This is a genomic window from Shewanella litoralis, assembly GCF_009828585.1.
GTDB lineage: Bacteria > Pseudomonadota > Gammaproteobacteria > Enterobacterales > Shewanellaceae > Shewanella > Shewanella litoralis.
The window spans coordinates 408,900-428,326 of record NZ_WSRZ01000001.1 but is presented as its reverse complement, the minus strand read 5'-3'; the positions used below and the strand labels follow the sequence as shown (position 1 = coordinate 428,326).

Below are 19,427 nucleotides of genomic sequence, written 5' to 3'. Positions count from 1 at the left end.
GTTTTACCTTGTATATACAAGGTAGGCTAAACCACAGATAAATTATGACAATTTTGTCAGTATTGGAACTGAAGATATGGCTCAAGCAAAGTTTGTTCAAATTAAACAATTTATTTTGTCACGGATTGAAACCGGTGAATGGCAAGAAAACGATCGCGTGCCGTCTGAAAACCAATTAACGGACTTGTTTGCGTGTAGCCGCATGACCGCAAGGCGGGCGTTAACTGAACTGGTAGACTCAGGCGTTTTAGAGCGTACTCAAGGCGTGGGTACTTTTGTGGCAGGGCTTAAGTCGCAGTCATCGTTATTGGCCATTCGTAATATTGCCGATGAAATTAAAGACCGTGGCCATGGTTATAGCGTTAAGCAGCTTGAGTTAAAGCAGATTGATGCCAGTGCTGCTGTGGCTAATGCATTGGGGCTTGAGGTTGGCAACCCGGTATTTTATTCAGTGCTAGTGCATTGCGAACAAGGTTTACCTCTGCAAGTAGAAGAGCGCTTTGTTAATCCCAAACTCGTGCCAAAGTATCTAGAGCAAGACTTTACAATACAGACGCCTCACGAATATCTCTCTGCCGTAGCGCCGTTAACTGAAGCGCGACATACCGTTGAAGCCATCATGGCCAATGAACGATTACAGCAAAGGTTGGCAATAGAGGCCACAGAACCTTGTTTACAAATTTTACGCCGCACCTGGTCACGCCAAGGTGTAGTGAGCTTTGCACGGCTAGTGCATCCTGGCAGTAAGTTTAAATTAACCTCTGCGTTGGTGAATAAATGATGCCAATCGATGAATTTATCTCACCCAGTTAGCAGCCATAAGATTAATACCTAAAACCTAGGCCTAAGACCTAAAATTTATTACAACAAGACCAATAAAAAACCAAACCGAATTAATCGGTTGAAGAGGACATTATGGATAAACGACACGACCCAAGCAGACGCATTATTGCGCCACACGGTACTCAATTACAGTGTAAAAGTTGGCTAACTGAAGCGGCAATGCGGATGTTAATGAACAACCTTCACCCCGATGTGGCTGAGCGCCCAGAAGATTTAGTGGTATATGGCGGTATTGGCCGCGCCGCGCGAGACTGGCAAAGTTACGACAAAATTATTGAGGTATTGCAGCGCCTTGAAGACGATGAAACCTTATTGGTGCAGTCGGGTAAACCTGTTGGGGTGTTTACTACTCATACGAATGCGCCAAGAGTGATTATTGCTAATTCAAACCTGGTGCCACATTGGGCTAACTGGGAGCACTTTAATGAGTTAGATAAAAAAGGTTTGGCAATGTACGGCCAAATGACCGCTGGTTCGTGGATTTACATTGGTTCGCAAGGCATTGTCCAAGGCACCTACGAAACCTTTGTCGCCATGGCAAAGCAGCACTTTAATGGCTCGTCTACAGGTAGGTGGATTTTAACTGGCGGCTTAGGCGGCATGGGCGGCGCGCAGCCGTTAGCAGGCACAATGGCGGGTTATTCGGTGCTCACCTGTGAAGTGGATGAAACCCGCATCGATTTTCGCATGCGCACAGGTTATGTCGACAAAAAAGCCACATCATTAGACCAAGCCTTAGCGATGATTTACCAAGCCAACCAAAGCGGCAAGCCTGTTTCAGTCGGCTTATTAGCCAATGCTGCCGATGTGTTTAGTGAGTTAGTGACCCGCGGTATTACCCCTGATGTGGTGACCGACCAAACCTCGGCGCACGACCCGTTAAATGGTTATTTACCGCAAGGCTGGAGTTTAGAATACGCAGCGCAAATGCGTAAAACTGACGAAGCCGCTGTGGTTAAAGCCGCTAAACAGTCGATGGCAGTACAAGTTCGCGCCATGTTGGCATTGCAAGCCGCAGGCGCAGCAACGACCGATTACGGTAATAATATTCGTCAAATGGCTTTTGATGAAGGTGTCAGTAATGCCTTTGATTTCCCTGGATTTGTGCCTGCATATGTGCGGCCGTTATTTTGTGAAGGTATTGGACCATTTCGTTGGGTTGCGCTGTCTGGCGATCCTGAAGATATCTACAAAACCGACGCCAAGGTTAAAGAGCTAATTCCTGATAATCCCCATTTACACAATTGGCTCGATATGGCCCGTGAGCGTATAGCGTTTCAAGGTTTGCCTGCACGTATTTGCTGGGTCGGTTTAAAAGACCGTGCCCGTTTAGCGTTAGCGTTTAATGAAATGGTCAAAAATGGCGAGCTGTCGGCGCCAGTGGTCATTGGTCGAGATCATTTAGATTCAGGCTCGGTTGCCAGCCCCAATCGTGAAACCGAAGCCATGCTTGATGGCTCAGATGCGGTGTCAGATTGGCCATTAATGAATGCGTTATTAAATACCGCCAGTGGCGCTACCTGGGTGTCGTTGCATCATGGTGGCGGTGTCGGCATGGGCTTTAGTCAGCATTCTGGTGTGGTGATTGTGGCCGATGGTAGCGATGAGGCGGCAGTTAGGCTAGGTCGCGTATTGTGGAATGACCCTGCAACTGGGGTAATGCGTCATGCCGATGCAGGTTACGACCTTGCAAAAAAATGTGCCAAAGAGCAAGGCTTAGACCTGCCAATGTTAGGAGCGTAACCCATGTCGACTTACTCAATTGAATTGAACCCAGGTACCTTAACACTGGCACAAACCCGCGATATTAGTCGTAATAGCGTCAAGATAACGCTTGCCAAAGATGCGATTAAAGACATTAATCAAAGTGCTGAAATTGTCCAGCAAGTGCTGCGTGAAGGTCGTACTGTATATGGTATTAACACTGGATTTGGCTTGTTGGCCAACACCAAAATAGCGCCGCAAGATTTACAAGTTTTGCAGAGTTCAATTGTGTTGTCTCATGCCGCAGGTATTGGCCAATATATGCAAGATGCCACGGTGCGTTTAATGATGGTGTTAAAAATCAACTCATTAAGCCGTGGGTTTTCTGGTATTCGTTTAGAGGTGATTGAATTTTTAATTCAGTTAGTGAATGCTGGTGTGTATCCGTGTGTACCCGAAAAAGGCTCTGTCGGTGCATCGGGCGACTTAGCACCATTAGCACATATGTGTTTGCCATTATTGGGCGAAGGCGAAATGAGCTATAAGGGGCAAATTATATCGGCAAGCGAAGGGCTTGAGATTGCTGGATTAGCACCGATTGAGCTGGCCGCTAAAGAAGGCTTGGCATTATTAAATGGCACCCAAGCATCGACCGCATTAGCGTTAGAAGGCTTATTTAATGCAGAAGATTTGTTTGCTGCTAGTTCAGTGATTGGTGCCATGAGTGTAGAGGCGGCAATGGGCAGTCGAAGCCCATTTGATGCACGTATTCATGCGGCGCGTGGTCAAAAAGGTCAAATTGATTCTGCGGCGATATTTCGTCATTTGTTAACAAGTGAATCAGAGATCAGCCAAAGCCACACCAATTGTGAAAAAGTGCAAGATCCATACTCACTGCGTTGTCAGCCACAGGTATTGGGCGCGTGTTTAACTCAAATTCGTCAAGCGGCAGAAGTGCTAGGCGCTGAAGCCAATGGCGTCACCGATAATCCGCTCGTGTTTCAAGATACTGGCGACATTATTTCGGGCGGCAATTTCCACGCCGAACCAGTGGCAATGGCGGCAGATAATCTGGCGATTGCCATTGCCGAAATGGGCGCGATTGCTGAGCGTCGTATGGCTCTGCTGATTGACTCTAGCCTGTCAAAATTACCGCCATTTTTAGTCAATAATGGTGGGGTGAATTCAGGCTTTATGATTGCCCAGGTCACGGCGGCGGCACTGGCGTCTGAAAACAAAACCTATGCCCATCCGGCCTCGGTAGACAGTTTGCCTACGTCGGCTAACCAAGAAGACCATGTGTCGATGGCCACTTTTGCCGCGCGACGCTTGCGTGACATGAGCGAAAACACCCGCGGCGTGCTCGCCATTGAACTTCTCGCTGCGGCGCAAGGGCTAGATTTTAGAAGCCCATTGCAACCCAGTGCATCAGTGGCTTTGGCTAAAGCAGAGTTAAGGGATATTGTGTCGTTTTATGATCAAGACCGCTACTTTGCCCCAGATATCGAAAACTCGGTCGATTTATTGCTTAGTGCCAGTTTTAATCGACTATTGCCGCAAGGGCTAATGCCAAGCTTTTAGGTCAGATTTCGAGACTACACTTTTAGAGCAAGCTTTTAGCCACACTTTTATATAATGAAAGGGCCGCAAGGTCCTTTTTATTCGGTAAAATTTCTGAAATATTGCTGGTGGTATGTTGAGTTAATTTTATTGAATGAATGTGCTGAATTGAATAGTCATTTAAGTGCATAATGTTGGCTGTAAACCTTTACACTCTGGTTTGTCTTTTTGGGTATGAAACGTTCTTTTGTGTAAAGGACAATGTTGCTAAGGATTGTGTGTGAATACAGAAGTACGTATTGAAATTGCGGCCTGGTTAACGAGCCTAGGTATTAACAGCCAACCTACAGATGGGTTAGCGACCTCGATATTAATTTTTTCCTGTTTATTGATTGCTGGGATCGGTTATTACATTGCACATCGTTTTGTGGTGCATGTGTTAAATGTGATTATTCGTCGTTCGTCGGTGACGTGGGACGATATTTTTATGCGTTTCAATGTACTCGAACGCCTTGCGTTACTGGTACCGATAGCGATTCTCGACTTGCTGATACCGATAGTGCTGACCTCGCATGACCTTGCCAGCATGATTATTGATCGCTTGCTGAGCTCGTTATTAGTGTTTTTCATCTTACGCGCTATTTACAGCGCATTGAATGCCGCTGATGAAATTGCCGACGTTAATCATATTAACCGCCGCTTACCCGTAAAGAGCTTTGTCCAGCTAACCAAATTATTCTTGTTTTTTATTGGTTTAATTGTTGTCTTCGCAATCTTAGCCGACCGGTCTCCTATCTATTTCTTTAGTGGTTTAGGTGTTGCCACCGGTTTAGTGATGTTGGTATTCCGCGACACTATTTTAGGTTTTGTCGCCGGTATTCAGTTAGCGGCTAACCGTATGGTGAGTAAAGGCGACTGGATCCAAATGGATAAGTACGCTGCAGACGGTGCGGTAGAAGATGTGACACTAACCACAGTCAAAGTGCGCAATTGGGACAATACCATCACCATGATCCCTGCCTACGCTTTGGTGTCTGACGCCTTTAAAAACTGGCGTGGCATGTCTGAGTCTGGTGGTCGCCGTATTAAACGTTCAGTGAATATCGACGTTAACAGTATTCAGTTTTTAACCGATGAAGAACGTATTCGCTTAGGCAAAGTTAATTATTTAAAAGAATATTTGCCGCAAGCCTTCAGTGAAATCAGTGCCGCTAATGCCAGTATTAGTGACATTGAGATGAAAGTGAATGGCAGAAGACTCACTAATATCGGTACTTTTAGAGCGTATTTACAAGAGTATTTGCGTCGTCATGACAAAATTCATAAAGACATGACGTTAATGGTAAGACAGTTGGCACCGACTACCGAAGGCTTGCCGATAGAGCTGTATATTTTTACCAATGATATCCGCTGGACTTATTATGAAGCGATTCAAGCGGATATTTTTGATCATATTTTTGCGGTATTACCCGAGTTTGGCTTACGTGCATTTCAAATACCGACCGGAAATGATATCCGCAGCATTAAACAAGGTGCTGAATAAAATTGGTCATCGTGCAATATAAAGGAATTTGAATTGGGCAAGTTATTTGCGCTGATGTGCTTGGCTTTGCTAATGGTGCCTGCAGAGGCTAATTGGTTAAACGACATCAATCGGAAAGTCCGTTCTTTGGGGGCTGAAGAAGCACAATTCGCCACACCACTTTCAGCGTTAGAGTTAGCAGACTACCCTGCTCAATATCAATATCAACGTGTGATGGTGCCAAGCCATGACACACCTTTATTTGTGCTCCAAGCAGGGCTTGAGCATCAAGATACCGTGGTACTCATACATGGCCTAGGTGATTTAGCCTCTAAAGATTGGCTTAGCGTTATCCCTGCATTAGCCGAAAAATACCATGTTGTGGCGATTGATTTACCTGGTTTTGGTTTGTCGCAAGGGGCGGTATTTACTTACTCCCCAAAAGAATATGCCAAAGTGATCGATTGGGTTATTGGGCAGTATCGTCATGCTGGGCAAGTCCGGTTGGTTGGCCATTCAATGGGGGCTGCGATTAGTTTGTACTATGCCAGCCAATATCCTGGGCGTATTGAACAACTGGTATTGGTCGATGCCGCCGGTATTTTAGATCGCACTGCGTATATTAAACATCTTTCCACACGTGATAACGACCAGGCTGACTTGCCACAGGGCGTGAGGCGAGTATTAGCGCGAGTCGATAACTTTACCGATAAAATGCTTGAAAAAACCGGTACTGGTTTTGACCCAACACGGATTTTTAGCAGCGATTCGTCGGTGCGTAATATGACCATTGGCGAGCAAACGAATATGAATGCCGCATTGGCGCTCATGGAGCAAAACTTTTCGGTGCTCAGTTATCAACAATTGCCTGCCACCCAGATAATTTGGGGGGCCCAAGATACAATAGCGCCACTGCGAACCGCCTATGCTTTGCAACATGTGTTGCCTTTATCTCAATTGCATGTGATTAACGATGCTGGTCATGTGCCGATGAAATCTCACCCGCAGGTATTTAATTCATTATTACTGACTAGCTTACAAGCCTCTGCTACCGCGCACCCATTACGAGCGGCTAATGTTAGCCAGCGTGTTGGGCGTTGTTTTCAAGATGATCAAACCCATTTTAGTGGTCAATACCAACAGATTATATTAAATGACTGCAAGCTCGTGCGTTTTGACCATGTGGATACGCAACAACTCATAATGACTGATTCGATACTCAACATGGCAAAGAGTCGGATTGGTGCAGTAGGCCAAACCATGGCTGTCACTCGCAGTGTTATTACTGCAACAGATACCGACATAGTGGGCAGAATGAACAGTGATCGCAGTCGTTTAGATTTTGCAGGGGTGACTTTTTACGGCGAGTCGCCAGTGTTTGTGTCGCAAGCATCGACTCGGCTGGTGTTGTCGCTGACAAGAATTATCACGGCCACCCAATCAACACGGTTAGGTGGCAGTTACGTGTTAGCCGAACAAAGTCTAGAAAGCGCGCTGTAAATCGTTTAGCGTCGCTCTGTGGGCGCTTGTAATTGGTAAACGGGGATGTTTTTGGGGCGATAACCTGTAATTGAGCGGTAAAAATCCATTAATTGATTCATTTCAGTTTCAATATTACCGGTGGGCACCATTGGCGCCGAGAGCACAATTTTTTTACGGCCAAAATCTAATCCCACAGGAACAATCTTAACCTCAGCTTTAACGGCAATATGATAAAAGCCGCTTTTCCAGCGGGTAACTGGGCTGCGCGTACCTTCTGGTGCCAGCGCTAATTTATAGTTGGGGTTTTGCTGAAACAGCTGGGCTGCTCCATCCACTAAATTGTTATGTTTGCGTCTATCAACAGGACTGCCTCCCATTGCACGAAACAGCCAACCCCAGGGGGCGATAAACAATTGGTGTTTGCCCAGAAAGTGGATTTTAGTGCCTAATGCGCTGCGGGCAATAATTCCGATAATAAAGTCCCAATTACTGGTGTGAGGCCCTACTATCATCACGCACGGTTGAGTTTTATCGAGTTGTCCTTCAAACGTCCACCCCAGTAGACGCAGTAATCCTGAACAGAATGTACTTAACATATTGAGTCCTAATCAGAGCATTTATGCTTCTTGTTATTGGCTTTTCGCACCAAATCGGAGCGTTTAGTGATTAAAGCATATAACCTATTATTAGCCAATTGTGTATGAGGATGAACGCTGCGAGCTGACTAAGTGAGTCGCGCCCGCAGTGATAAGGGAGTGTTAATGCGTGGTTGGTTTGTTAAATTCAGCAATAAGCTTGGCTTCGTCTAATATAGCGTGCTCTAACTCTGCTTCTGACTTCATTCGTTCAAAATCATACTTCATCCGTTGTTGCTTAGGCAGCGCCTGGCGCGCGTCCATAATTGGATGGTCTCTAATAATGTCATAGTGGGCGAATAAGTTAGGAAAATCACCTGCAACTTGTTCTGACATTGATAATGCATCAAACAGTTTACCAATACGCACCACACCTTCAGAAAGCTCGCAGCGGTCTTCTAGCATAGCAGCAGCAATATAACGGATATCGGTAAGGATTTGCTGTCTACGTTCCTCTGCTTTGGCTTGACGCTCTGCTTGCGCTTGTTGGTTAGCCTCAGTGCGGCGCTTAAGGGTTAATAATAGGTGAGTGGCGTACGCAGCAAGGGCGATGATAATGATTAATGCAATAATAATGGCGATTGTCGGCACAATTTATCCTTTTTTGAATACAAAACTGGCGCGCACCTTGTTTGTTGGGTATATACCCAATCGACTAGGTGTGCGCCAGTTTATGCCATTCAAATGAAATTCATTGAGTGGCTTAGTCTTGTTTTTGATAATCTTTTAGCAGATCAGCACCTGACTCAAAACGATTCAATAACTCATCGTCAGTCAGTTCCTTTTTAGGGCTTGGCGCTGGCGACTCATCACCGTCAGTTAAGCCTAAACGTTGCATTAACTGTTCAATTTTATCTAATTGAGCATCTAGCCATTTTTGATCGGCATCAGGCAGATCACGGCCTTCTTCAAGCTGGTCTAGCAACTGATTCAGTCTTGGATCATCTTCTAACTTTAATAACTTTTGCTCGTCAGTTAATTTAGGCTGTTTAGGCTTAACCACTAACGGCTCAGTAATTGATTTCGGTAATGTTAATGCAACCGGTTTTTTACTGCCATGACGTGTATCTTTTTTTACCGCGGCGCCATTACCTGATGCTTGTTTAAGTAAAGCTTCATTGTGACGGCTGCCAGATTTACGGCCCGTTTCTGATTTCTTACCATCGACCGTGTTGCGATCGGCTTTTTTTACTCTTGGGGCAAACTTAGGGCCGTTATCGCCGCCTTTGCGAGTTTTTTTACTGCGAGCCATGATGTTCTCGTTAGGTTTTCTAAACACGTCCTTACAGAGCAATTTCTGTAAGGCACTAAATATGGATGCGCTTTATATCAGGTTTTGACGATTTTTGCATCAAAACCAGATCTTTCGATGCAAATAATAGCTCAAAATCGCTATTGGAGGCTAAATATTCGAATGTTGCTTGCTGATAAAAGCTTACATGAGTGGGATTATTTTTATAATGCCATTTTGCAAATAAGGCTTTGTCGGTCATCAAAGGCGTACTGATGGCTAACCAGCCATTAGGTTTTATCAATTGATTGAGTAAATTCCATTCTCGGTATGGATGCCTAAAATGCTCAAAAACGCGATAACAGCAAACAAAATCGTAGTGTTGGCTTAATACAGACTGATCTGCTGCGAAGAATGGATCGTATTGATTGACCTGATGGCCAGCTTCAACAATGGTTTGCTGGCTTTTTGCATCTAAGATTCTGCCAAAATTTAGGCCAGTTAAGCGGCCGGCTTGTTGTTGTGATATTTGTTGCAATAGCGGTAACACAAACTGTGACAATTGTTTTTGCTTTGAGGAACGTTGTGCTCGACCATAGCGTTGTCGCTCTAGGTTAGGCATAAGGTGTGATTTTGGATTAGCGAAAATTAAGCCGCACAGTGAGCAGGCGTAGAAAGCTCTTTTTTTGTCTTGCACAAAAAAGTCAGCTGAATGATGACAAAGTGGGCATGGGCTCATTAACGACAGCAGCACCTTAGTAAACAATATATAGTGATAACAGTAAATTATATTAATGTCCAAATTCTAATTCAGATTATACCATTCCACATTAATAAGTGACCACTCAGAATGGGTCCAGCGGTTTTTGATTAAGGCGTCGCTAGTAGTCATGGTTGTTCCATTTCAAATAGCGAGAACGCAGAGCAAAAGCGGCTGGTGCATTCCTTTCAGGCGAGTTTTAAAAGAGCTTACACTGCGTTGCATGACTTCGAAAGAGAACAACTATTCGTTCAGTCATTCGCCTTGTTTAAGCCCTTTTAAATTCTCGCTGAGAGATCATTTACTAACGCGCAATGGTATTAGTAGAAATATAGTTGCAGACGATAGAACCATAAAAAACGCATAAAAAAAGGTGGCAGTAAACTGCCACCTCGTAAAACAGTGCTTATATGCACCTTATTCTGATTCCAAGTATCCGTACTTGCTATGTGACTATCCCGGTCAGATCGTAACTTTTATTGTGCTTTCCGTGCTTTTTTAGTTGTTATTGGTCATCGCTGACGCTTTTTTATATTCTGTCGCCGTCCTGACTACAGCTTCCGTAGATGGTCTTCAATGACGCATCATTATCCTAATTGTCTTCTGTGACTAACAGTCAACCATCCTTGTTTTAATGTACCTTCGAGTAAGCTTCTTGTGGGCGCATCCTCAACAAAATGTTGGATTTGCGGTTATTTGAATCATTCAAATAACACCAAAAGGGTTACTCTGTTGTGTAAGGCAGTGCTAAATAGCAAATTGACCAATCGGTCTGTTCCTTACAAATTTTACGACCTGGATTTCAAATTGAAACCGCGACTCATGTTATTAGTATTAGTGAGTGGCCTTAAATTATTATTGTTATGACTTTTCTTTATTCTTATATCTTAAATGTATCAGTCCGAAATCTGCTTGATGTTATTAGATTTATGGTTCAAACAGTTGGGTTTACCTCGGTACGGGGTGTATTTAACTCTAAAACCGTGAACTATGTCAAGTATTAATGCGATCAGTTGACGTAAACGTCAACTATCAAGTAATAAAAATGAGCAATATATGCTCATTTTTATTATCTCGAAGCCAGTCTATTATTTCTTAATAGTTGAAATATATTTAGATAGTGCTTCGATATCTGCATCAGACAATTTTTTTGCAACATCTTGCATCATGCCATTTAAATCGTTGTTACGAGTGCCATCACGGAACTTAGTTAACTGGATTTTGATGTAGTTAGCGTGTTGACCACCAATCATTGGGAAGCCAGCTGCGCCAGCACCACTACCATCTGGGCCATGACATGCAATACAAGAGGTGATACCACGAGCAGCGTCGCCACCTTGGTATAATTTCTCGCCTGCTTCTGTGCCTTCAACCGCTGGATTAGCTGATTGAGTTTGGCTTGCAAAGAACGCAGAGATGTCAGCAATGTCTGTATCGCTTAATCCCATTGCCATACCGCCCATAATTGGGTCCATACGGCCTTCTTTACCACCCGTTTGCATGGCAGCACGGAATTCTGTTAATTGCTTTTCAAGGTACGCAGGGTGTTGGCCTGCAATTTTTGGGTACATATCGATCATGCTGTTGCCGTCAACACCGTGACAGGCAGAACATACGATTACTTTAGTTTTGCCGACTTCAGCATTACCTTCAGCCATAGCAGGTGATGACATAGTGGCTACTACAGACAGCGCAAGAGCTAACTTTTTCATGGCGTTCCAACTTCTTGTTAATTTATTGTCCTGAGCTTACTAGGAAGACCCGCAAGCGTGGTAAAATAGTTTTTTCCAAGCGCTTTTGATGTAGTTTACGTCGTTCGAGTAGAACGAGATCAAATATAACTACATCACACATATCAGCGTTGCTTGGGTATATAATGTGATCAGGCTAATATTTTACACGAAAACGTGCAAAAGTAAGCAATTGTTAAACATTTATGGTAATGCGTTTACTGAAAGTAATTAAATTGGAGTGACTAGTGACCGAATCTCGTATCGATTTCCGTAAGGCAAAGTTTTTAATCAGTGCGCCAGATATTGCACATTTAGATCAGTATCTACCTGGGGATATCGGGGTTGAGATTGCGTTTGCTGGCCGTTCAAATGCGGGTAAGTCGAGTGCGTTAAATGCACTAACAGAGCAAAAAAGCTTAGCCAGAACCAGTAAAACACCTGGTCGTACTCAGCTTATTAACGTTTTTGAATTAGATGCTGACCGCCGTTTAGTGGATTTACCGGGTTATGGTTTTGCCCAGGTTCCTTTGGCGCTTAAAAACAAATGGCAGCAAGCATTAGGTGAATATTTACAAAAGCGTGCTTGTTTGAGTGGTGTGGTGGTATTGATGGATATTCGTCATCCGCTAAAAGATCTCGATATGCAGATGATAGAATGGGCGGTATTAAGTCATATTCCGGTGTTGGCGTTGTTAACTAAGTCAGATAAATTGACTCAAAGCGTTAAAACAAAAACGGTTAATGAAGTGCGTAAAGCGTTGGCTGAATTTGGTGACAAGGTGCAAATTGAACCTTTTTCGTCATTAAAAGGCACAGGCAAGCCAAAAGTTCTGGGTATTTTGAATGAATGGTGTCATCCAACATGGCTGCCAGAACAACAAGCTTTACGTGAGCAATCTGCCCAAAAATAGCATTTGATATAATGCAGGCATGTTTTTGAATGAACCGACTTTAATGTCGGTTTTTTTATATCTGTTTTTTGATGAAAATTATCCAAAAAAAACCGACAACCAAGAGGCTATCGGTACAAAAATTAGCTCTTTTGGGGAGAAGCTAAATTCAACAAGACTCAAGTGCCACCAACTCAATTTGATGACCCTCAATGACCATAGAATAACTGCTTTTTTATCAAAGTTAAAGTATTTACTCTAAATATTTTTAGATACGAAAAAAAACCAAAAAAAAGCCCCAGCAACCTAAGTTGCTGGGGCGCCGAATTTGGCTAGTCACTATTTCTAGTGAAATAAAGGTTTGAAAGATTGAACATCTTAACCTCTGTACCCTACGACTGAGATAATAGCGCATTCGCCTTAAAATGAAAAACTGTTTTTCATAAAAAGACACAATAACTGTGAGCTCGGCCTCAAATCGTTGGTTATTTGTTAATCAGATCGATAAGTTGTTGTCTGTTTTATATTGATATGAATACAAGGTTACTCATATTGAGAGGTCATTTGACGCCTTAAACAATAATGCCGCATTGAGGTTAGCGGCATTATTATGGGTGAGTCAGCACTCGTAAGGAGGTATGTAAATGTTAGCTTTAGTGGGCCTCGTCCCAGTTATCGCCTATTCCTGCCTCTGCAAGCAATGGCACATCAAGAGCTGCTGCCTGTGCCATTAGGTCGCACACTTTGGTTTTAAGTGCGTCAGCTTGTGCTTCATCAACTTCAAACACCAATTCATCGTGTACTTGCATAATGAGAGTGATTTCACCTTGCGTGTCTTGATTAATCCACTGGTGAATGGCAATCATGGCTTTTTTGATGATATCGGCAGCTGTGCCTTGCATCGGTGCGTTAATGGCGGCGCGCTCAGCGGCTTGACGGCGCATGGCATTACGGTCGTTGATTTCTGGCAGGTACAAGCGTCGACCAAATAGAGTCGATACATAACCTTGCTCGGCGGCATCAGCACGTGTTTCTTCCATATACTTCAACACACCAGGATAACGAGCAAAATAGGTGTCGATGTAGGTTTGTGCTTCGTTACGCGGAATATCTAATTGCTTAGCTAAACCAAACGCAGACATACCGTAAATTAAGCCAAAGTTAACGGCTTTAGCGCGGCGACGCTGTTCGGTGGTGACTTCTTCAAAGTGAACACCAAAGACTTCTGCTGCGGTGGCTCTATGGATGTCTTTACCTGCAGCAAATGCGGTTAATAAGCCGTTGTCTTGAGATAAGTGGGCCATAATGCGTAATTCGATTTGCGAATAGTCGGCCGCTAAAATTTTACGACCGGCAGGGGCAATAAAGGCCTGGCGAATGCGGCGGCCTTCTTCGGAACGAATAGGGATGTTTTGTAAGTTAGGCTCGCTGGACGACAAACGCCCGGTAGCGGCATTGGCTTGATGGTAGCTAGTATGGACGCGGCCGGTGGTGGCATTGACCATCAGCGGCAATTTATCTGTGTAGGTGCTTTTTAATTTAGCCAGGCTACGGTGCTCAAGAATAATTTTAGGCAGCGGATAGTCTAAGGCTAACTCAACTAACACTTCTTCTGAAGTTGAAGGGGCACCTTTTGGGGTTTTCTTTTTAACTGGGTAGTTAAGTTTTTCAAAGAAGAGCGTTTGCAGTTGCTTAGGCGATGCGAGGTTAAACTTCTCGCCGGCAATTTCGTAAGCTTTATTTTCAAGGTCGTCGAGTTTTTGAGCCAGTTCGCCACTTTGCTGACTCAGTAACATTGAGTCGATTAACACACCCTGGCGTTCAACGTCTGACAATACCTGAATTAACGGCAGTTCTAATTCGTTAAATACTGAGGCTAATTCTGATTCTTTTTCTAAACGAGGCCATAAGTGTTCATGTAAACGGAGCGTGATATCGGCATCTTCTGCGGCGTATGGCCCGGCAGTGTCTAGGTCTATTTGATTAAAGGTCCGCTGCTTGGAACCTTTACCTGCGACGTCCTCAAAACTGATATTTTTATGGCCTAGATATTTGAGTGCCAAGCCATCCATATCATGACGTGATGCCACCGAGTTAAATACATATGATTCAAGCATGGTGTCAAAGCGTACGCCGCCAAGCTTAATGCCAGCATTGGCTAAAATACTCATATCATACTTTAGATTTTGACCGACTTTTTGTGGCGTTTTACCCTCTAAGATAGGACGCAGCTTTTCAAGCGTTGCGGCTTTGTCGAGTTGTTGTGGGGCATCCAGGTAATCATGGGCTAATGGCAGATATGCTGCCTTGCCTGCCTGAGTGGCAAAGGATAATCCCACAAGCTGGGCTTCCATGTAATTAAGGCTGGTTGTTTCAGTATCAACGGCAATCAGTTCAGCTTTACTGAGTTCATCAATCCATTTGTCTAATGCTTCTTCGCTAAGAATGGTTTCATATTCGACTTCGATAGCGGCTGAGACGGTAATTTCTTCGTCACTATCTTGGCTAACAGTGCCTGTAGGTTGTTTGTTGTCTAGGACTTCTGCTAACCAACGCTTAAACTCCATTTCACCAAAACATTTGATTAATTCATCGCGATCTTGTGGCTTAACATTCAACTCATGCCAGTCTTGCTCTAATTCGACATCGGTTTTGATGGTAGCAAGTTCATAAGAGAGCTTAAGCATATCAGCGTTATCGATAATTTTAGCTGGCATGGTTTTGGCGCCTCTAAAGCCCACCTCAACCACACTTTGTGGATCGGCCAGTAGCTGCGCCACACTGCCTACACCGGTTAACATGGCTAATGCGGTTTTCTCACCCACACCAGGCAAGCCGGGAATGTTATCGGCTTTGTCACCCATTAATGCTAAAAAATCAATAATACGGTCTGGGCCAACGCCAAATTTAGTTTTAACTTCTTCGGGGCCCATGATGGTGTCTGTCATGGTATTGATTAAGGTCACGTGTTCGTTGACCAGCTGCGCCATGTCTTTATCGCCAGTACTGATTAGCGTTGCACGGCCCTCTTTGCTCGCTTGCAAGGCTATGGTGCCAATGACGTCATCTGCTTCAACACCTGAGATACTAATCAGCGGTAACCCCATGGCGTGAATAATACGGTGCAGTGGTTCTATTTGGCTGCGAAGATCATCTGGCATCGGTGGGCGTTGCGCTTTATATTCGCCATACATGTCGTTACGAAAGGTTTTGCCTTTAGCGTCAAATACCACAGCAATATGGCTAGGGCTGTAACGGCTCAATAAACTCCGTAGCATGTTAACAACACCATAAACCGCACCTGTCGCTTCACCTTTTGAATTCGTTAAATGAGGCGGCGCATAATAAGCGCGATAAAGATAAGAAGAGCCATCGACAAGGATAAGCGGATTATTCGGAATTGTAGGCATAATATGATTTTCGTATTGTGTATTTTGCGAGACCGATAGGATGACATTATACCCACAGCACCTCAAGGTACTTGTGAGATTGTCGTCAATTTATCTCTTAAAGTGAGCAAGACTTTGATGGTCCGACAAGCCGCGCGGTTGGTGAGTTTGGCTGAGATGACAAGGTGACAAAATGTTGATTTTTACCCACGAAAAATAACCCGCAGCCTGTGGATAAGTCTGTGAGTGAAATAATCAACGTTGTTGGATAGATTTTCTTACGGCTTGAAATGAAATCAGTAACTTGTTGAATTTTATTTATTATTTTTATTTTTGTGAGCTATTTATTAATTTCAATAAATATAACTAATTTGTGGACTTTTTTATTGATGTCAGTTAAGCCACAATGAATTTAAATGATGTTTTATGGCTAAAAAAAGCCCACCAGGTAAATTCGACGTTCTAAGTTAGCATGATTTTTAATCAGATCAACCGTTTTGTTGGATTTATGTTGTAAATTTTACATTATCAATAAAAAGTACAATAAATCGTTCAATTAAAAGAGCTGTCAAAAGTACAACTAAGCGCTCAATCTATAGGTGTCACGACTGAAGGCGTTAAGTCGTAGCGCCAAACTGTCATTACAATGAAGGTGAATAGCATGAAAAAGATAGCTGTGTTACTGAGTGGATGTGGAGTGTTTGATGGCTCTGAAATTCATGAAGCCGTGTTGAGTTTGCTGGCCATTACCCGTGCAGGTGCGCAATATCAATGTTTTGCTCCTGACATTGCTCAAATGCATGTGGTGAACCATTTAACGGGTGAGGTGAGTAATGACGAAACCCGTAATGTGTTGGTTGAGTCTGCTCGTATTGCCCGTGGTGAAGTGCTCAATGCCAGTAATTTAGATGTAAATGATTATGATGGGTTAGTGATCCCTGGTGGTTTTGGGGCGGCGAAGAACTTATCAAATTTTGCTACAACGGGTAGCAGCTGCCATATAAACCCAATTGTGGAGAACTTTATTCGCGATTTTGCCAATGCCCGTAAACCGGTTGGTTTTGTGTGTATTTCTCCGGTGATGATCCCACAGATTTACGGCCAAGGTGCGACAGGGACGATTGGTAACGACAACGACACTGCACAGGCGTTTAACGAGATGGGCGGAAAGCATCAGGCTGTTAAAGTGGATGATATTGTAGTTGATGAAGTACATAAAGTGGTGAGTACACCTGCGTATATGTTGGCAACATCAATATTAGAAGCTCATGTAGGAATTGAAAAACTAGTGAATAAAGTGATTGAAATGATGGATTAATCGTTACAGTTGTGAAAACAAAAACCACCTTGTACGGTGGTTTTTGTTTGATGCTATTGGCTATTACGCTGTTGTTTACGGCTGTCAAACAGTGCTTGCGCCAGGCCGACGAGTAAACCGCCAATGTGAGCGCCGTTGGCAATTGGCATACCGAGTATGTCTGTAAAGCCAAGCACCAACCACACCATCATAAATCCCATATAGGCTTGCGGTAAATGGATGCCACACTTGGGTTGTCTAACACCCATTAGCCATGTGTACCCAACTACGGCATAAACCACGCCAGACAAGCCGCCAAAGTTTGGCCCAGTCATATAAAACTGCACTACGCTGGGAATCGTTCCAGCAATCACTAATAAAAATAGCAGCGGCCTAACACCGAGGCTGGTTTCAATTTTGCCACCTAAATACCACCACCAGAGTAAATTAAAGATGATATGCATGGCAGAAAAGTGCATTAGGCTTGGGGTAAATAAACGCCATATTTGGCTGATATCACTTTGTGGAACTGCGCCAAAAAACGAGAGTTGAGTGTATATCGCATCAGCAAAGCCTAAGTTCATCCCGGCAAATACCGCGACACAAGCAAAGAATGTTATTAGTGTAAGCGGGCCAGCACCAGTTAAAAATTGTTGCAGCAATCCTTTAGCGCCTGGGCCATAGTTAAATTGCGCCGTGGTGTCACCATTGTCCCATGAGGCTTGTAGATATTTACTGTCATAGGGATTGTTAGCAAATTGCTCGAGTTCAACGCGCGCTTGTGATTCATCAGCAGGATTGCTAATCATTAGGCCAACACCCTGGGCATGTTGCACTGCATGGCATTGAATGTTCAACCCTTTAAGGTAATCAATGAATGCTTGTGCAGCACGGGCGTTAGGAAGTTGACCTATTTCTATCATGAGTGGGCGAGGCTCCAGGCACTGAAACCACCGTCAAGACTGTATACATCATCAAAGCCTTGTTCATTTAAATAATTTGCCGCGCTTTGGCTGCTCATACCGTGATAACACACAACTACAAGCGGCTTATCCATATCTGCAGCTGCAATATAGTGGGCTAAGTTTTCATTGGTTAAATTAACTGAGTGTTGAATATGGCCAGCAGCAAAGCTAGCTGCGTCACGAATATCAACAACCTGCACCTCTTTAGATGCCTCAGACATATGGATTAGCTCATTAACAGACAAGTGTTTAAAACCAGACATGGTATTACCTATAAAGTGTACGAATTGCGATTCTATGGAGGCCAGTTTGCAACAAGGGGTTGTATAAATACAACCCCCTGAGAGTGCCGGTGATAATAATCTTGGGGATTAATCCCAGCTTAAAATCACTTTGCCAGATTGGCCTGAGCGCATTGCATCGAAGCCTTGCTGGAAATCATCCACATTAAAATGATGTGTAATGATTGGGGTTAAGTCTAAGCCTGATTGGATTAAGCTGGCCATTTTATACCAGGTTTCAAACATCTCACGGCCGTAAATGCCTTTGATGATTAAGCCTTTAAAAATGATTTTGCTCCAATCAATGGCCATCTCGCCACCCGGAATACCCAGCATGGCAATTTTGCCGCCATGGTTCATGGTGTCTAACATGGCGTGAAATGCTGACGGTACACCAGACATTTCTAAGCCGACATCGAACCCTTCAGTCATGCCGAGATCTTTCATCACATCTTTTAAGCTTTCTTTGGCCACGTTAACTGCGCGAGTCGCGCCCATTTTACGGGCTAAATCTAAGCGATATTCGTTTACGTCAGTAATGACAACATGACGTGCACCAACATGTTTACACACGGCAGCTGCCATAATACCAATCGGGCCAGCACCGGTGATTAATACATCTTCACCGACTAAATCAAATGACAACGCGGTATGCACTGCATTACCAAATGGATCAAAAATAGCGGCTAAGTCATCAGGAATGTCAGCTGGAATTTTGAATGCATTAAAGGCCGGTAATACAAGGTATTCTGCAAAGGCACCATCACGGTTTACACCTACGCCAGAAGTATTGCGACATAAATGAGTACGACCACCACGGCAGTTACGGCAATAACCACAGGTAATGTGGCCTTCACCAGAGACGCGATCGCCAATGGCAAAGCCGCGCACTTCTTGGCCCATGTCGACCACTTCGCCCACGTATTCATGGCCGGCAATCATAGGAACAGGAATGGTTTTTTGTGACCATTCGTCCCAGTTGTAGATATGCACGTCGGTTCCGCAAATAGCGGTTTTACGAATTTTAATTAATAGATCGTTATGACCCATTTCTGGTTTTGGTGCATCAACCATCCAGATGCCTTCTTCAGGCTTTAATTTGCTTAATGCTTTCATCTTAGTAACCTAATATTCC

At 43.9% G+C, this 19,427-nt stretch carries 16 protein-coding genes; 7 read left to right on the top strand and 9 right to left on the bottom strand.

Annotated features, from left to right (window positions below):
* The first annotated feature begins 76 nt into the window (after positions 1-76).
* From hutC to GQA99_RS01965, 5 genes are all read left to right on the top strand, one after another.
* Positions 77-781: a histidine utilization transcriptional repressor HutC gene (gene hutC, locus GQA99_RS01985; RefSeq protein ID WP_160052166.1), complete on the top strand. Its 705-nt coding sequence runs from the start codon at positions 77-79 to the stop codon at positions 779-781.
* Between the two features lie 134 nt (positions 782-915).
* Positions 916-2,586, top strand: a complete 1,671-nt coding sequence (hutU, locus tag GQA99_RS01980) for a urocanate hydratase (protein WP_160052165.1) — start codon at positions 916-918, stop codon at positions 2,584-2,586.
* A gap of 3 nt (positions 2,587-2,589) precedes the next feature.
* Complete coding sequence (hutH, locus tag GQA99_RS01975; RefSeq protein WP_160052164.1) at positions 2,590-4,128, top strand: histidine ammonia-lyase; 1,539 nt, start codon at positions 2,590-2,592, stop codon at positions 4,126-4,128.
* A 259-nt stretch (positions 4,129-4,387) separates the two neighbouring features.
* Positions 4,388-5,650: a mechanosensitive ion channel family protein gene (locus GQA99_RS01970; RefSeq protein WP_160052163.1), complete on the top strand. Its 1,263-nt coding sequence runs from the start codon at positions 4,388-4,390 to the stop codon at positions 5,648-5,650.
* Between the two features lie 33 nt (positions 5,651-5,683).
* The gene (locus GQA99_RS01965; protein ID WP_160052162.1) at positions 5,684-7,129 is read left to right on the top strand and encodes an alpha/beta fold hydrolase; all 1,446 of its coding nucleotides are present in this window, start codon (positions 5,684-5,686) and stop codon (positions 7,127-7,129) included.
* Between the two features lie 5 nt (positions 7,130-7,134).
* Here GQA99_RS01965 and GQA99_RS01960 read toward each other — a convergent pair whose 3' ends face one another.
* The 5 genes from GQA99_RS01960 to GQA99_RS01940 all read right to left on the bottom strand — a co-directional run bounded on the left by GQA99_RS01960 (position 7,135) and on the right by GQA99_RS01940 (position 11,449).
* Positions 7,135-7,707 carry a lysophospholipid acyltransferase family protein gene (locus GQA99_RS01960; protein WP_160052161.1) on the bottom strand — a complete coding sequence of 191 codons (573 nt, stop codon included), beginning with the start codon at positions 7,705-7,707 and terminating at the stop codon, positions 7,135-7,137.
* Between the two features lie 162 nt (positions 7,708-7,869).
* Positions 7,870-8,337: a DUF2489 domain-containing protein gene (locus GQA99_RS01955; protein WP_160052160.1), complete on the bottom strand. Its 468-nt coding sequence runs from the start codon at positions 8,335-8,337 to the stop codon at positions 7,870-7,872.
* A 112-nt stretch (positions 8,338-8,449) separates the two neighbouring features.
* Entirely contained in the window at positions 8,450-8,998 is a 549-nt protein-coding gene (gene yihI, locus GQA99_RS01950) for a Der GTPase-activating protein YihI (RefSeq protein WP_160052159.1), read from the bottom strand.
* Between the two features lie 55 nt (positions 8,999-9,053).
* Complete coding sequence (locus tag GQA99_RS01945) at positions 9,054-9,716, bottom strand: class I SAM-dependent methyltransferase (protein WP_160052158.1); 663 nt, start codon at positions 9,714-9,716, stop codon at positions 9,054-9,056.
* Positions 9,717-10,825: 1,109 nt separating this feature from the next.
* Positions 10,826-11,449 carry a c-type cytochrome gene (locus GQA99_RS01940; protein ID WP_160052157.1) on the bottom strand — a complete coding sequence of 208 codons (624 nt, stop codon included), beginning with the start codon at positions 11,447-11,449 and terminating at the stop codon, positions 10,826-10,828.
* Between the two features lie 266 nt (positions 11,450-11,715).
* Here GQA99_RS01940 and yihA point away from each other — a divergent pair, with 266 nt between their 5' ends.
* The gene (gene yihA, locus GQA99_RS01935; protein ID WP_160052156.1) at positions 11,716-12,381 is read left to right on the top strand and encodes a ribosome biogenesis GTP-binding protein YihA/YsxC; all 666 of its coding nucleotides are present in this window, start codon (positions 11,716-11,718) and stop codon (positions 12,379-12,381) included.
* A 632-nt stretch (positions 12,382-13,013) separates the two neighbouring features.
* On the opposite strand, the gene polA is transcribed toward yihA, so the two are convergent.
* The gene (polA, locus tag GQA99_RS01930; RefSeq protein WP_160052155.1) at positions 13,014-15,770 is read right to left on the bottom strand and encodes a DNA polymerase I; all 2,757 of its coding nucleotides are present in this window, start codon (positions 15,768-15,770) and stop codon (positions 13,014-13,016) included.
* Positions 15,771-16,410: 640 nt separating this feature from the next.
* Here polA and elbB point away from each other — a divergent pair.
* Positions 16,411-17,067 carry an isoprenoid biosynthesis glyoxalase ElbB gene (gene elbB, locus GQA99_RS01925; protein WP_160052154.1) on the top strand — a complete coding sequence of 219 codons (657 nt, stop codon included), beginning with the start codon at positions 16,411-16,413 and terminating at the stop codon, positions 17,065-17,067.
* Positions 17,068-17,120: 53 nt separating this feature from the next.
* On the opposite strand, the gene glpG is transcribed toward elbB, so the two are convergent.
* From glpG to tdh, 3 genes are all read right to left on the bottom strand, one after another.
* A complete protein-coding gene (gene glpG, locus GQA99_RS01920) occupies positions 17,121-17,969 on the bottom strand; it encodes a rhomboid family intramembrane serine protease GlpG (RefSeq protein WP_160052153.1) in 849 nt (282 codons plus the stop codon).
* Positions 17,966-18,274 (bottom strand): thiosulfate sulfurtransferase GlpE, encoded by a 309-nt coding sequence (gene glpE / locus GQA99_RS01915; protein WP_160052152.1) that lies wholly within the window; start codon positions 18,272-18,274, stop codon positions 17,966-17,968. The genes glpG and glpE overlap by 4 nt, the downstream gene beginning before the upstream one ends.
* A 108-nt stretch (positions 18,275-18,382) precedes the next feature.
* Complete coding sequence (tdh, locus tag GQA99_RS01910) at positions 18,383-19,408, bottom strand: L-threonine 3-dehydrogenase (protein ID WP_160052151.1); 1,026 nt, start codon at positions 19,406-19,408, stop codon at positions 18,383-18,385.
* Positions 19,409-19,427: the final 19 nt, after the last annotated feature.

Excerpts from the sequence above, each read along its gene's own strand:
- hutC (WP_160052166.1), top strand. The coding sequence starts at position 77 with ATGGCTCAAGCAAAGTTTGTTCAAATTAAACAATTTATTTTGTCACGG.
- hutU (WP_160052165.1), top strand. The coding sequence starts at position 916 with ATGGATAAACGACACGACCCAAGCAGACGCATTATTGCGCCACACGGT.
- hutH (WP_160052164.1), top strand. The coding sequence starts at position 2,590 with ATGTCGACTTACTCAATTGAATTGAACCCAGGTACCTTAACACTGGCA.
- GQA99_RS01960 (WP_160052161.1), bottom strand. The coding sequence starts at position 7,707 with ATGTTAAGTACATTCTGTTCAGGATTACTGCGTCTACTGGGGTGGACG.
- yihI (WP_160052159.1), bottom strand. The coding sequence starts at position 8,998 with ATGGCTCGCAGTAAAAAAACTCGCAAAGGCGGCGATAACGGCCCTAAG.
- GQA99_RS01945 (WP_160052158.1), bottom strand. The coding sequence starts at position 9,716 with ATGAGCCCATGCCCACTTTGTCATCATTCAGCTGACTTTTTTGTGCAA.
- GQA99_RS01940 (WP_160052157.1), bottom strand. The coding sequence starts at position 11,449 with ATGAAAAAGTTAGCTCTTGCGCTGTCTGTAGTAGCCACTATGTCATCA.
- polA (WP_160052155.1), bottom strand. The coding sequence starts at position 15,770 with ATGCCTACAATTCCGAATAATCCGCTTATCCTTGTCGATGGCTCTTCT.
- elbB (WP_160052154.1), top strand. The coding sequence starts at position 16,411 with ATGAAAAAGATAGCTGTGTTACTGAGTGGATGTGGAGTGTTTGATGGC.
- glpG (WP_160052153.1), bottom strand. The coding sequence starts at position 17,969 with ATGATAGAAATAGGTCAACTTCCTAACGCCCGTGCTGCACAAGCATTC.
- glpE (WP_160052152.1), bottom strand. The coding sequence starts at position 18,274 with ATGTCTGGTTTTAAACACTTGTCTGTTAATGAGCTAATCCATATGTCT.
- tdh (WP_160052151.1), bottom strand. The coding sequence starts at position 19,408 with ATGAAAGCATTAAGCAAATTAAAGCCTGAAGAAGGCATCTGGATGGTT.